A 14,257-nucleotide genomic window follows, 5' to 3' on the forward strand; every position below is an offset into this window, starting at 1 on the left:
CTTATTTAATTTTCACAATGAATAAGTTATAAGCTCGTATAACGAGCAATAATAGCAAGCGGAGTGTATGCTTTATGAAATATGATGTCGTTGTACTGGGAGGTGGAGTTGTAGGAGTATCGATCGCAACTCATTTGCAAATGCGGGGACGTTCTGTCGCATTAATCGATTTAAAATCACCAGGCAGCGAGACATCATTTGGTAACGCCGGATTGATTCAACGTGAAGGAGTATATCCATATGCCTTTCCTCGAGATATTGCTTCACTGATTAAGTATGCTTTGAACTATTCTCCAGATGTCCGATATCACCCCAAAGCGATACTCAAACTGGCACCTTTCTTATGGAAATACTGGATGAACTCCCATTCATTTCGCCATGCAAGGATCGCTCGTTCTTATGAAACCTTAATCCAACATTGTGTGAGTGAACATCACGCACTTGCAAATGCCGCACAAGCTCGCCATTTATTGCGCCCAGGAGGGTGGATTAAAGTCTTTAGGACTTCTAAAAAACAAGATACTGAAATACAATTTGCTGAACAATGCAAAGCTGAATATGGTGTCCAATTTGAGCTCCTTGATTCATCTTCATTACATCAAATTGAACCTGATCTCGATCAATCATTGTTAAGTGCCCTTCGGTATACAGACTCAGAAACTGTCAGCGACCCTGGTGCGCTGGTAGCAGCCTACACAAAATACTTTGAGCATCTTGGCGGCCAGTTCTTTTTTGGGGATGCATTCACGTTATCTAATCAATGGACCGTTAAAACAGAGCAGGGGCAGATCCAAGCTGATGATGCTGTGATTGCTTTAGGCCCCTGGTCAGATATTTTATGTTCTCGGCTAGGATACCGCTTTCCACTTGCAGTGAAACGGGGATATCACATGCATTATGGTGTAAGGCAAAATGTACATCTTTTTCATCCAATACTTGATATTGAAAACGGTTTTTTACTAGCGCCCATGTCACGTGGAATTCGCCTCACTACAGGAGCTGAGTTTGCAAAGCGAGATTCAAAAAAGACCCCTGTGCAACTTGATTTAGTGGAGCCTATTGCACGTAAGCTTTTTCCGATTACTATGCGACTCGATGAGACTCCTTGGATGGGATGTAGACCATGCACTCCCGATATGCTTCCCATTATTGGTCCCGCTCCTCGTCATAAGAGGCTTTGGTTTGCATTTGGACATGCACACCATGGTTTGACACTAGGACCAATTACAGGCCGTCTGCTTGCTGAAATGATAACAGAAGGGGAGGTAATTGTTGATCCATTACCGTTTAGTGCAAACCGATTTATTGCACCCCAGTCTTAGTTTTGCTAGTAGCTTACCGAGTTAATTCCGTGCTGTGTACATGACTTCAATTGACTCATTGACAATTAAGTGTTAAAAATCATGAAGTTAAAGAAAAATATCCCTGCTACTTGCTCAACTTTTAATTATGGATTAATTTATGGTAAAACATTTAAGGAATATAATTACCGTCTCACTGCTAATGATTTGCCACAATGCTTTTTCCGGAAGTGGTTCATTTTTTAATGTTTCTGCAACAGGAACAGCAGCCGCAGTACAGATGTCTCTATGTTTAAATGGAAAAGGGAAAACATCATCATGTCAAACTCATTCTGTTTCAGCCTTAACATTAAACATACTTACGACAATACCTAACCATACCTATACGCATGCTGGGATTAAAATAAATACACCAGGGTATGCTCTTTCTAATTGTAGCTTACAAAAGAATGGATATTGTCTATTCTCTGTAAGCAACACAAAAACAGCAACTATTGTACTGACCCCACAAACTTGCCAAGCAAATGTCATTTCTTTTTCGCCAACCGCTACAAGCGTGAATAATCCTGGTGGAAGCACACCAAGCACAGCACAGAAATTTGAAATCAAAATGACAATGTGTAATTCTCAGGGACAGCCACTGATTCCAAGCAAAAATAATCCAATCCATGTCGATGTTTATGGTGCACCAAAAGGAGTGATCCAGCCAACTTCAACTACTACTAGCACCGGCTCAGTTACTTTTACCTATAATGGGAAGGCGTTTCCCAATAATATTTCGATCAATGCTTGGATTAGTGACAGCAGTAATAACGGTGCGGCCCTTGGCGTTACCCAGGTATTACAACAAAATACACCACCTTGTTCCTATAGAAACACGAGTTATCAGGTACCCTTGGTACAAACTCTCCCATATCCCTTGCAAGTAATGGCGGATGTAGGTTACAACACGTCATCATCAACGGCTACTCTTAATAAATTTACTATTGATACTGGTTCTTTGGGAGTAATTGTCCCTACTCATGAATTGCCAATCTCGAACGTCATAGGTCCTGGAGCACCTGGAGTCAAATATTATGATAGTAGTGGAAATACTTATTCAGGTAATTACTACTTAGCTCCTGTCAGAGTGCAAACAAGCAACGGTATAGTGCAAACTATTCCAATAATAGTTCTTGGGATTGATAAAGCCTATTGCAGTGGCCCGACCACCAGATCTTGTTATTCAAACCCTCCTACAGCAGATCTACATTATATGGGAGTTGGTTTTAACCGCAACAGCACTACTACTAATGATTTGTTTAATTCACCCACTGCAAATGCTTTTCTTCATTTAACCAATGCCGAAAATGGAACCAATCTAAGCCCGGGTTACTACCTCACCCCGAACGATACAACGACAGCGACTGGGCTCACACTAGGGATAACGAATAGCAATGGATATAACGTTGTCAACTTATCTCCCAACCCTGCGGTACCAGGTGATTTTAACGCTCAAGCAGGTTGCTTCAGCTTTCCAAATTCTCCGCAGACTAATCAGTTCTGTGGTACTGCGCTTCTTGATGTGGGTATTGATTCGATGTTCATTGACTTACCCAAAGCCCAATGGCCTGCTGGTACCTACAATTCAAAAGATGAAGTACCTGCAGGAATTAGCATGTCTATTTTAATGGGATCTTTAAGCACACCTGCGATGCAATACAGCTTTAACACCGTTAATGGAACCTTACCGCCAATGGATAGTCCGACTCCTACTTTAGTTCAATGGATTGACAGCACCGCAACCGGTCAGGTTTTTGTAAATACTGGTCGTCGCCCATTATATTTTTACGACTATTTTTATAATGGCCAATGTGGACAAGTAGGGTTTAAGCCGTTACAGTAGTGCTTAGCCAAGGGATTTACCACATTTTGGCAGGAGATAGAATGAATGATTCAGTTAAAATCATTACTGATTTTAAAGAAAATGATGGTATTTCTAAAATCATTTATGACAATTTAAAAAAATTTAATGAGTCAATTATTGGCACCTATGAAGCAAAACCTTTTATCATCCACGCGCAAAATAATGCATCAGAGGTTCTTGGTGGCATTAAGGGCGATGTATTTGGTACTTTATGCAGAGTGTTTACTGTCTGGATCCATGAGAAATATCGTCGTAAGGGATTAGGACGCGATTTATTTAAACAATTAGATGTGTTTGCAAAAGAAAATAAGTGCACAATGATTCAACTAGATACTGCAGAGTTCCAAGCAAGAGGATTCTATGAAAAACTTGGTTATCAGGTTATCGCCACATTACCCGATAATTTTATGGGCTATACAAGTTATATATTGAGAAAAAACTTGCTTGATTGAGCATATCAATGATGAACGGATTTTGTTATTAGGTGGTATAGAGATAATGGGGCGACCAACCGATTTAAGGATTATCAAGGTTTCTTAATGGTCTTAATTTTCCCAATGCAGTCATTTTTTTTTGCATGCTGATAACTCATACATCAACCATTCAGAGCAATGAAATTTTCTGGGAATATTATACTTTGAAACAGACTCCGGTTTTACCAGACTTTCCACTTTTGCTTGGAGATTTCCTGAAAAGATTATAAAAAAATAAGGAAAATTAATGCTTGGTTATTCATTTCTTGATCTATTGCAGGACATATATAGTTTATTTTGGTATCACAAAAACAAGCAATGGGCACGATATTTGTCACCTTTATTGCTATTTTGGGATAAGAATTACTTTTTAGATTTTTCCGACTTACAGGAACTAGCAAAGGAGCGTAATTTAATTATTAGTCAAGGTGATTTTCATCAACTTAAACATCATTTTAATAAAAATGATGGGCAAAATTTTTTAAATAATCAAGATTTAACATCTAGTTTAAATATTAAAAAAATTAAAATACGCATCAAAGGCACGTGGCTATACTTATATATTGATTCTAATAAAAAAGTACACGATTTTTATTTTAGCAATAATGATGATTTTGGTGCTGTTAAAGAGTTTTTCAGAAGTTCTCTAGCATCGAATGGTTTGCCTCATAAAATAAACTCTCATTTGGCCAAGAAAGAAAAAATGATAAGAAATAAATTTGATATTATAAAGAATAACTCTGATCTAGATATTTTTTAAAAGTAAAATTATCTTAATCATCAAAAAATTAAAGGAATAACTTTAATATTGATTCTACCTTTTAATAGATACAAAGGAAAAATGGCATATCTGCTGCGGTTTTTACTCTTCTGATTGTACTCATTGTGATTGCATTGAAAAGTTGTTATCCCTATATGGGAAACAATAGCTGCAAGCTCCGTATTAATTAATGCAACTGTTCAATTATTATTTGATTTTTACCATTTTTTTTTGCTTGATATAGTGCTTTATCCGCAAGGCTAATCGCCGTTTCAATATTAGATGAAGAATCACAATGAATATTAACAACTCCCATACTCAATGTAACTTGCTCTAAAATTAGCCGTCCATTTATATTGAAATGACTATGCGCTAAGTTTTCTTTAAAAAGCCGCTTAATTGTTTTGCACACAGAGATAGCTTCTTCAAGAGGTTGATTGGCAAGAATTGCAGCGAACTCGTCTCCTCCGAGTCGAAAAAGCGTATCATTAGCTCGTCGACAAACCTTGTTGAGCAAATCTCCGACGTCAATTAAAAATTGATCACCATAAGGATGGCCGAAATTATCATTAATTAATTTAAAGTTATCTATGTCCATCCAGATAAGATTTAAAGGATATCTATTGCGCTTAGCACGCTCAAACTCATGTGGGAAGATCATTGCAAAATGTCTTCTGTTATATAAGCCAGTTAAAGGATCAGTGATAGACATAATTTGTAACTCATAAATCAATGCTTCTTTTTCTTGAGATAGTTGCAATGTTTTATCTGATAATTTTTTATTTATTTTTGCGAAAATAGTGAGCATCACAACAAATATAAAAAACATGGTCGCCAAAATGGCTCTATCCATATTTAAAAGCATATAATTGTATATGATGACGGGTAAAAACATAGGGAATATATAGGCATAATAGGATGGTAAATAAACAGAAAGCGAGGCAATTGAGGCAGCGCTCATCCCACCAAGTGCTAATATAATAATGAATTCATAAAGCTCTGTTACATAAGGTAAAGATATTAGGTAACAAGAGCCCCATACAATCGCCATGACTAGTGTAAGTAAAAAAAACGTAATTAAAATATATTTTTTTTTTACTTCATATAATTTGTTTTTAATAATGTGGCAACAAAAAAAACATCTAATGAAACTAATTAATAGAATTCCGACATACCACACACTAACTAATAAGAAGGGGACCTGATGGTATATAATAATGGCGAGTAATGTGGACAAAATAATATTAAAGGGAATCGCCTTTTTAGAGCCCTCCAAAAGTTGTACTGTTCCCTCCTTGCTTAATTCAAAGATCATTTTATTTCTCGTCCATAATCCTTATTTCTGTTTTAATATATTATAGCTACTGATGTTTGAGTATCAGCAAATAGTGGTAACTACTTAGAAAATTAGGGATAGTAATTATGTCAAAATATTCTCCAGCATGGCCTCATGGCGATATTATTAAAGCATTTGAAAATGTCTATGTTGTGCGTGGTTCAAACATAACCTACTTTGCAGATACGCGGATTCAACACAGCAGGAATATGACCATTATCAATTCGAACGGTGATTTGACACTAATTAATACCGTACGTCTTAACGAGGAAGGGCTGCGAGCACTCGATATGTTAGGCTCAGTCAAACATGTTGTTAGCATCGGGGCATTTCATGGAAGGGATGATGCGTTTTATTTAGATAGATATCAAGCTGAGTTTTGGACTGTTCATCCTGAAAAAAAAGCTTATATTACAAGATGCTTGCAAGACAATAATGCGTTACCAATAAAAAATAGCCATTTTTTTATGTTCAAAAATTCATCTCCTGCTGAAGGTTTCATATATATGAATAATCAGGAAGGCATAATTATCACCTGTGACAGTATAAAAAACTGGGTTGAAATCGACCAATATTTTAGTGAAGATACGGCAAAAATGGCGATATCCCAAGGAGAAATCACAAAAGCAAGAATCTCGCCTATATGGCTTAATGCCACAGGAGTACATAAGGCTGATTTCGACTATTTGTTACATTTGCAATTCAAGCATCTTATTAGTGCGCATGGAGATGTTTTAAAAAATACAGCCTATGAGGATGTTAAAAATTCTGTGGAACAAATCAATAAATAGCCTACGTACCACGAAACTGTCATGACATGTTGCGGGGAGGGGCGAAGTTGAATTGCTCATTAGCTCATAGAAAAAGCTATTTCAATCACATCATTTGGAGCAAACATAGATTTAAAATATTTTAAACTTTCAAGCCTGGACTGATCATTTTGGTCGCGTGAAAGCAAGTCTTGCCCATACAATGCCATATCTTCGACAATTCGTTCATGCCTGTAATAAGACAAAATTGTTTGATTGATGTTTGTGCTACCATAACCCTCATAAAAATAGGAAATTTCATGGGGTTTATTCCATACATTACCAACACCACCACCAATGAACATCAAATCACGCTCTTTGGGTGCTAATATAGGTTCATCCCAATCAATAATGTAAATAGATTCTTTATCTACCAATACATTACCCGCATGTATATCAGAATGGCATAATACATACGTATCTACATCAGGTTTCATTTTTTTAGATAGTTCTTCTGTAGAATCAACTAATCGGTAAATAGCGTCGATATTTTGTTTAAAAAAAGATTTAAAGTCAGCAGTAATTATATCATCTGCATGATTCAATTTAATTTGACTATAAAAAGACCTGACTATTTCACGCCATTTAGTTGAATACGTTTCTTGTCTTAATTGTTGTTGAATCGAGGCGGGAACTGATGTTTCGTGAATTTTCTTTAATACTTTTCCAAGCTGTGTCCACTGTTTTTCTGTTAAATTTTGAGTGAAACCATTTGGTGCATGGATAAATGGGTACGCAATTATTTTATAATGATCTTCATGCTGGAATAATTTTGCTTCGGATGTCTGGATAGGAAAAATAATTTCTTCTATTCCAGCGTCATGCAAGAGGCTGATAATTGATAAATTAATCTCATTATGATCGCCGAATTTTACTTTGACGAAATATGAATTGGATTCGGAGTCAGCCTTATATCCAAACGCACTCATATCTGCACCACCAAGGATGAGTTGTACTGCATGAATATTTATTCCGTAATGAACGTTTAAAAGTTCGATAAGTTGTTGCTCATGAATGGTCTTTTTTAGCATAAGAGTTAAATTATTATTTGGAATTTAGCGTAATGGTAAAACAAATCATATGGCCAGGATACTTTAATACGCGTATAGATGCTTAATCGCTATCATTTTTAAAATTGCTAACATGAGATCTCCGGCGTTTTAACCATATAGTCTTCAATGTAGCCTTTAAAAAGGCTACGTCATCTTGAACAACGTTGACAAAATAGAGTGATCTGTAATGTCCAGTGTAATATTTCTTCTCAAATTTAAAGATATAGTGCGTTATAATGATTGCGATTATGGCGCAAACAAAACCGCAGGGTAGATCAACAGCATAATGCTGCAGAGTATATAGCGTTGACAGTATATTAAAAATTAACCACGGTATAAAAATAAACCCTAATGGCCACCAAAGTATGATTGCAAAATAAGTAATAATAGTCCCCCAAGCAACATGCATACTGGGATTAGTAAAAATGAGTGGGTATTTTTGATGCGGGTTTGCAATAGCTTCTTCAAGATCATGCAAATAGGTCTGGAGCCTTTTACTGGTGACTGCTTCTTCATATTGCTTTTGTGTTGTTGAAATGGACGATACAGAGAATATATTGTTTCGATACATTTCATTTGGAGATACTGCAGGCAAAGCATACCAAAATGGCATTGCTAAAAATGGCGCGATAAATATAGCGATTAAGAATTTCCGAAAGTATAGCTTGTTGAAACAAAGCAATCCTATAAGCACAATAGCAAGAAATAAGGGCAGTTTAGAGTATGCCTGGATTAACAAGTAATCAAGAATATTGCTCATTGAGAACTTCTGTATCCAGATTTGTGGATAACCACCAAAAATCTTATCATCCATGGACATATATAATTGGCTAGCAGCGATTATACTGGTTCGAGTAGAGGTGGCGGCTACTTGACGTAAAGTGAGAGAGAAGACCACATTATATAATCCTATCGCGAGCATAATATAGGCCACACTTAATAAAAACTGTTTTAGATGAGTTGTAGAGGGAGAGTCATCTTTAGATATTTTTTTTCCTAGCCAGAATCCAACCCAACTAGCCAACTTGAAATAGAAATAAAGAGAGAAAAGAATAAACCCTATTTTAATTAGATAACCACCATAAAAGAAACTCCACAAAATAAAATCTTTTTTGCTTTCCAGTAGGAACAACAAGATGGACTTTTCAAAAAAACAACTAATTAAAATCCAGATGGCCGGTAAAATGATCAAGACATAAGTTTCGACTTGGAAGCTTATTAAAAACTTCTTGAAACCAAATATATATGGCTTAAACCAATAAATTAAACTATCCATAACAACTAGTAGTGAGGGTAATTATTATAATTGTAGTAGTAATAGAGGTTCTAGTACAATAAGCACATTTTCCGCTGATTTTCTGCTATATGTAAATAAGTATTTCCCCTGGTTCATAGTCCAATTCATAAGGCGAGAGGCAATGTACTATAATTTACTATATCGTTCTTTTAAGGACAGTCATGCAGGCAAGATACGAGGATTTGATTCAACAGAACTCCACAGCCAGAAGAAGGTTTAGAGAAGACTAACGTGTCCTCTCCATCAGATTGAATAAATACCCGCTACAAATTACCAATATCTAGCCTAACCTCAGACTGGATCTACCTAACTCCGTATCAAACGTTTCAATTGTTTGTTCTATGATGTCAACACATCGTGTACCGGCTTTACCAGGTACATCATGAAAATAACTTTCCCAGCCACTATTCCAAGCCTCTCTTAATGCATCATACCGGGCCATAGGATCCACGTGGTTTGCTTCAATTTTTGCCAATTTTGCGCTCAACTCTAAGTCTTCTAGTGAGGAGCAGGGGGGCAATGCAGCATATTGTTCTAAAAGAATCTGTTTTGAGCGAGTATAATAATCACTGCCCTTATCATGTACAACTGGGGTAACATCTAAAATACTCAAAGCCTTCCTAATGTAATACTTAGATCTATCATTAGGTCTATCAGCAGATTCATTGATAACAAACATACGATGTGAATCTGTTTCAGCTAATTTATGAGTTTTTGATATTTGTAAATAATGCCCTAGGGCTTCTTTTGTTTGCTTTGAGAACAGAGGGGCAACTTCACGAAGCGCAATTAAATAGGAAGTTTGCACATTTCGTCCAAATGTATTTGGCATGAAGGCGATTTTTAGTAAATAATCATTAAGTTGCTTTGCTTTTTCGTGAGGACTAATATCCTTGTTCTTCTCGAGATTTAGCAGAATGGTCATTACATCATCCTTTGACACTTTTACACTGACTCGATGATGAAGTATATAATCATAAAGAGAAGTTTGCATGTCAGACGTTAATTTGGGCAGCACCTCATTCAAAACATTTAAGTAAACTCCATTTGTATCATGCCCGCGTCTTCTATATTCATTCATCAGCTCAATGATTTCTGCATCTATTTTTCTTACTCTCTGAGCTAGTGCAGGACTACTTCCTATTTCATTTATTTTTTTTAATGTAGCTAGGAATAGAAAATACAATTCAATTTCATTTTTAATATCCAGAACAGTTTTTTGCTTACCTAAATCAAAGGATCTAGTATCTTTTTTGCCAAGAATTTTAACTTGTTTCGTTTGATGCTCAACCATACACACATTATTCATTAGGTAAGCAGCCACATCCAAATTGATATGTTTCGATTTTGTTCTCACCCCTTCACCAATAGAATGACCACAATAAGTAAGAATTGAATGTATATCACGCCCCGTACCCAGTATATCAACATGTTCTCTTGCCCAGGTGGCGTGGTGTTTCTCTGTATCCGACAACATGAATTGATGATTTCGAATTCTTTCCAGTAAATCTTCATCTGTGATGGGCATATCAGCATGCACCACATTAAATGGATCGGCTCCCTCTACATGAACTATATAGGGTAATGAAGAATAGAAGTCCGCGACTAACTTTAAATCCTTGGGTGAACAATCTAATGCCCAATGGCCACCAATATCCTTATTTAATAAGTGCTTACTTTTGCCATGGTAATAGTCTAGAAAGATACTCTCATGATTTCCACGAATCACTTGAATTTCTGGTAAGCCAGCTTTTTTGCGTTGTCTATTAAACTCTATAATAGTTTTAACGACATCTAAGCTACCTTTGCCTCTGTCCGTGAGATCACCTACAATAATTAAACGGTCATTATCTTCGAGTGATGATATCAAGAGCATTAACATCTCATCATTGCCATGAAGATCTCCCACCAGGATATCTTTCCCTAGAACATTTTCTGGCAAAACAGCAATGTCTTGTTGTGGTAAAGATTTTCTTGTACTTTGAACCACCTTGTCTCTCGCCATAATTACCTTCTACAAAAAAACAATATGTGCAAATTATATACAATAACTATTAATGAAATATTAACTTTGGAAAGCCCAATAAATTAGTATCGGAGAAACTTGCCGATGACACTGAAGGTATTGCGTGATACATGTAAGTTATGAACTGAGTGAAAGATGGAGCATTTTCACTGTCCAGACTTTTAAGTCTTCAAGAATGAGAACGTGATTGGCATAGTTAAACGCTTTAAAATTATTACAGACTGCTATAGAAACATTTGATTGCTGGAGTTTATAATCTTACGCTTGAAAGAGGTTATACAAGAGGATACGGTTGTGCCTCCAAATAAAATTCGCGATAATAAATAATTCATACTCAATTAATTGGCACCCGATGCTGAACATTCTAAACGATATTGATTTAACCCCCTTAAATACATTGCACTTAAAATCAGCGGCGTCTCATTATGTTGTCTTAAATCAAGTCGAACAATTAGATGAACTGAGAGAAATTATTTCTAAATTCTCCAAGTTTTTTATCTTGGGAGGTGGGAGTAATTTAATTATACCCATCCAATATCAAGGCTTAGTTATTCATAATGAGTTACGTGGCATTACAATTACTAAAGTGGGACAAGAACAAATTGTTACGGCAATGGCAGGTGAGAACTGGGATGCTTTTGTAGCTTATTGTAACACTCATGGTGCTTTTGGGTTGGAAAATTTAAGCTTAATTCCAGGCACAGTGGGGGCAGCGCCAATTCAAAATATTGGAGCGTACGGAGTCGAGGTTAAAGATTTTATCAAAGAGGTTCTGGTATATGATATTCAAACTGCAAAACTGATCAGTTTGAGCAATAGCGAATGTCAATTTAGTTATCGAAACAGTTTTTTAAAAAATAATTCGCGTTTTATAGTTATTAGCGTCAGTTTTACTTTATTAACAGAGCCTAATCTTAATGCTAATTATGGTGATGTTGCACAAAGGCTTTCATCTATAACTAATCCAACACCGTATGACTTACGTAATATAATCATTAGGATTCGTCAAAGTAAATTACCCGACCCCGACGTGCTAGGTAATGCAGGTAGTTTTTTTCATAATCCTATCATACCAAAGAAAATGGCGCAGAAATTAAGTATTCAATACCCTAATTTACCGACGTTCCCCACGCATGATCCCGAGAAAATTAAAGTATCAGCAGGGTGGCTGATTGATAGTTTGGGCCTAAAGGGATTACGACAAGGCAACGTTGGCATTTACCAGGAGCATGCATTGGTTATGGTAAATTATGGCGGTGCTTGTCAAGCAGAATTATTGGAGTTTGCCGATTGGATTCAATCGCAAATTAATGAGTATTATGACGTAGAACTTAACATTGAACCCATTATTTTAGATTGAACTTATCTAAGTTCGCAACCAAAATACTGATTTTGCTCGTGTGTTTGGACTTCACAGCAAAGCCTGCAGCCTGGGTCAACTATACTCACCGACATACCTAGCTTTATTTTTGTACTAGCATAAGTTCAGCTCCAAGGTCCATCAAGGATATGAAAAATGCGTATTTTCAGTATAGATCTTAATCTTATCTTAATAAATGCTCTTTACAATTCCTAGCTTTTTCTAGGGCTATATCAAATTAACCCTTATCTCATCTTGAAATAAGGTCCTGCAATTAATTTAATCCTTTAAGTCCTATAGTTAAAAGAAGTATTGAGGAATCATTATGCAAAATAAGTTTGATCAAATTACTCCATTAATAGGAGAACCAGCGGAATCTCAAGAATTTGTAGTAGGGCAGGTTGTTTCACAATTGCCTCTCTCAACTTTAGAATTGTTTAAAAAGAGATTAGATCACTGGACTCAAACAGATGTATCACCATTTGAAAAAAAATATGACTTAGGATCGTTGTTTAATCAATACTTGACCGTGGCTCATTTAAAAGCAGGTATACGTAGTCTAAAAGATCTTATTGATATACTAAGCCATGCTAAAATGTCTATTGAAAATCGTTATCTCCTACTACATAAGTTAGCTACTGTTTTCCCAAAAGACTACCCTAATACAGTCCTTGCTCCCCACTGCGATGATCAATTTATGGCATTACTGATAAAAAACAAAAATGATTTTGATGCACTTATTAACCTGATAACAGAGTATCCATTGAAGCAACGCGCCATACAATTCCAGATGTGGACAATATCAACCTCAAGCTATCTTCAAAATCTTATGGTGGGCAATTATGAAATGGCGCCTTCAGCCCCATTTTTTATCGCGCCTAAAACCAATCCCTATCAACCTATGACTCAACCAGTTTATCTACAACCACAAAAGCAATTATCTATACAACCACTCCAGGTACAACAGCCAGTAAACCAACTTCAAGAACCTCTACAAGAAGTTAATACTGTCTTAAATACTTTTATTGATAAGGTGAAACGCGTTGATAGAAGCAAAATGAATGCACATAAACATTTTGAAAGTTTATTATTTGATAAACAACTTACAGTGAGCCAATTAAAATCAGCAATTCATAATTTAAATGATTTGCTCAGGATATTCGACGAATGCAAATTAGCGTCAGCTGCTTGCTATGCCGTAGTTAACTTTCTTATTTCTGAATTCCCTATAGCAAATAATAAAAATGCAAACCATAGGGCCCACCCCTGTGATGAGCACTTTCTGGAAAAAATAATACACAGCAAAGGCGATATAGATAAAATTTGTAGTTATATGGTTCACAATAAACGCGTACCATTTGTAAATCGATTAATTCATTGCTCTAGCCATGGTAAGAAAATATTAGCAGGTCAAGTAACCCCGCCACAAAAAAACAATACTTCTTCATTTGGCTTTTTTGCTTCAAACATTCAATCAAATGTAGTATTACCCCCTAAGCAAACTACTCAAGCTCCATGGCTAATAGGGGAAGATAATCTGAAACCTGTTGAGAGGGAATCACCAAAAGCACGCCAAAGTCCAGAAATTGCAGAGCCTAGAGCAGAAAAAAGAGCTAAAAATAACCTTGGTGAAGCTATTGAGAGAAGAAAAATTGATGATTCGGAACATCCTTTGGGTCGACTATCCATATTTTTTACTCAACAAAACAATGCACCACATCAAATAGAAGAGCCTGCAGGTGGGGAATATGAGTATTTTAGGAATGATTCAGGAAATGTGATGCCCATACTTTAGTAATACTGATTGGTATTTAACGGTTTCTTCTACAAGTTCTATACCATAGATGGGGGCTGAAGCCCAATGGAACGAAAACCTACGCTAAGGTTATTTTTCAAGTTCCGTTGGGTGTTTCAGTGATCTAAGTTGTCAATTCAGA

Annotated in this window: 11 protein-coding genes; 7 read left to right on the forward strand and 4 right to left on the reverse strand. The window is 36.2% G+C overall.

Annotation, left to right across the window (positions count from 1 at the left end; all coding sequences use genetic code 11):
* Positions 1-74 precede the first annotated feature (74 nt).
* From Lste_RS06890 to Lste_RS06905, 4 genes are all read left to right on the forward strand, one after another.
* Positions 75-1,322: an NAD(P)/FAD-dependent oxidoreductase gene (locus tag Lste_RS06890; protein ID WP_058510314.1), complete on the forward strand. Its 1,248-nt coding sequence runs from the start codon at positions 75-77 to the stop codon at positions 1,320-1,322.
* A 139-nt stretch (positions 1,323-1,461) separates the two neighbouring features.
* Positions 1,462-3,186 carry a hypothetical protein gene (locus Lste_RS06895; RefSeq protein WP_058510315.1) on the forward strand — a complete coding sequence of 575 codons (1,725 nt, stop codon included), beginning with the start codon at positions 1,462-1,464 and terminating at the stop codon, positions 3,184-3,186.
* Positions 3,187-3,227: 41 nt separating this feature from the next.
* A complete protein-coding gene (locus Lste_RS06900) occupies positions 3,228-3,659 on the forward strand; it encodes a GNAT family N-acetyltransferase (protein ID WP_058510316.1) in 432 nt (143 codons plus the stop codon).
* A gap of 268 nt (positions 3,660-3,927) precedes the next feature.
* On the forward strand, positions 3,928-4,440 hold the full coding sequence (locus Lste_RS06905; RefSeq protein ID WP_058510317.1) for a DDE-type integrase/transposase/recombinase: 513 nt from the start codon (positions 3,928-3,930) through the stop codon (positions 4,438-4,440).
* 187 nt (positions 4,441-4,627) lie between these two features.
* On the opposite strand, the gene Lste_RS06910 is transcribed toward Lste_RS06905, so the two are convergent.
* Positions 4,628-5,755: a GGDEF domain-containing protein gene (locus Lste_RS06910; protein ID WP_058510318.1), complete on the reverse strand. Its 1,128-nt coding sequence runs from the start codon at positions 5,753-5,755 to the stop codon at positions 4,628-4,630.
* Between the two features lie 107 nt (positions 5,756-5,862).
* On the opposite strand from Lste_RS06910, the gene Lste_RS06915 reads away from it, so the two are divergent.
* Positions 5,863-6,567 carry a hypothetical protein gene (locus Lste_RS06915; RefSeq protein WP_058510319.1) on the forward strand — a complete coding sequence of 235 codons (705 nt, stop codon included), beginning with the start codon at positions 5,863-5,865 and terminating at the stop codon, positions 6,565-6,567.
* 59 nt (positions 6,568-6,626) lie between these two features.
* Here the strand turns inward: Lste_RS06915 and Lste_RS06920 are convergent, their stop codons facing one another.
* From Lste_RS06920 to Lste_RS06930, 3 genes are all read right to left on the reverse strand, one after another.
* Positions 6,627-7,616 carry a phosphotransferase gene (locus Lste_RS06920; RefSeq protein WP_058510320.1) on the reverse strand — a complete coding sequence of 330 codons (990 nt, stop codon included), beginning with the start codon at positions 7,614-7,616 and terminating at the stop codon, positions 6,627-6,629.
* Positions 7,617-7,698: 82 nt separating this feature from the next.
* A complete protein-coding gene (locus Lste_RS06925; protein ID WP_058510321.1) occupies positions 7,699-8,913 on the reverse strand; it encodes a phosphatase PAP2 family protein in 1,215 nt (404 codons plus the stop codon).
* A gap of 301 nt (positions 8,914-9,214) precedes the next feature.
* Positions 9,215-10,939 carry a metallophosphoesterase gene (locus Lste_RS06930; RefSeq protein WP_058510322.1) on the reverse strand — a complete coding sequence of 575 codons (1,725 nt, stop codon included), beginning with the start codon at positions 10,937-10,939 and terminating at the stop codon, positions 9,215-9,217.
* Between the two features lie 373 nt (positions 10,940-11,312).
* On the opposite strand from Lste_RS06930, the gene murB reads away from it, so the two are divergent.
* Both murB and Lste_RS06940 read left to right on the forward strand, forming a co-directional pair.
* Complete coding sequence (murB, locus tag Lste_RS06935; RefSeq protein ID WP_058510323.1) at positions 11,313-12,320, forward strand: UDP-N-acetylmuramate dehydrogenase; 1,008 nt, start codon at positions 11,313-11,315, stop codon at positions 12,318-12,320.
* Positions 12,321-12,645: 325 nt separating this feature from the next.
* The gene (locus Lste_RS06940) at positions 12,646-14,115 is read left to right on the forward strand and encodes a hypothetical protein (protein WP_058510324.1); all 1,470 of its coding nucleotides are present in this window, start codon (positions 12,646-12,648) and stop codon (positions 14,113-14,115) included.
* The last annotated feature ends 142 nt before the right edge of the window (positions 14,116-14,257 follow it).

The sequence above is a fragment of the Legionella steelei genome, assembly GCF_001468005.1.
In the GTDB taxonomy this organism is placed as follows: domain Bacteria; phylum Pseudomonadota; class Gammaproteobacteria; order Legionellales; family Legionellaceae; genus Legionella; species Legionella steelei.

Coding starts and splice junctions, on each gene's coding strand:
- Lste_RS06890 (WP_058510314.1), top strand. CDS start 75: ATGAAATATGATGTCGTTGTACTGGGAGGTGGAGTTGTAGGAGTATCG.
- Lste_RS06895 (WP_058510315.1), top strand. CDS start 1,462: ATGGTAAAACATTTAAGGAATATAATTACCGTCTCACTGCTAATGATT.
- Lste_RS06900 (WP_058510316.1), top strand. CDS start 3,228: ATGAATGATTCAGTTAAAATCATTACTGATTTTAAAGAAAATGATGGT.
- Lste_RS06905 (WP_058510317.1), top strand. CDS start 3,928: ATGCTTGGTTATTCATTTCTTGATCTATTGCAGGACATATATAGTTTA.
- Lste_RS06910 (WP_058510318.1), bottom strand. CDS start 5,755: ATGATCTTTGAATTAAGCAAGGAGGGAACAGTACAACTTTTGGAGGGC.
- Lste_RS06915 (WP_058510319.1), top strand. CDS start 5,863: ATGTCAAAATATTCTCCAGCATGGCCTCATGGCGATATTATTAAAGCA.
- Lste_RS06920 (WP_058510320.1), bottom strand. CDS start 7,616: ATGCTAAAAAAGACCATTCATGAGCAACAACTTATCGAACTTTTAAAC.
- Lste_RS06925 (WP_058510321.1), bottom strand. CDS start 8,913: ATGGATAGTTTAATTTATTGGTTTAAGCCATATATATTTGGTTTCAAG.
- Lste_RS06930 (WP_058510322.1), bottom strand. CDS start 10,939: ATGGCGAGAGACAAGGTGGTTCAAAGTACAAGAAAATCTTTACCACAA.
- murB (WP_058510323.1), top strand. CDS start 11,313: ATGCTGAACATTCTAAACGATATTGATTTAACCCCCTTAAATACATTG.
- Lste_RS06940 (WP_058510324.1), top strand. CDS start 12,646: ATGCAAAATAAGTTTGATCAAATTACTCCATTAATAGGAGAACCAGCG.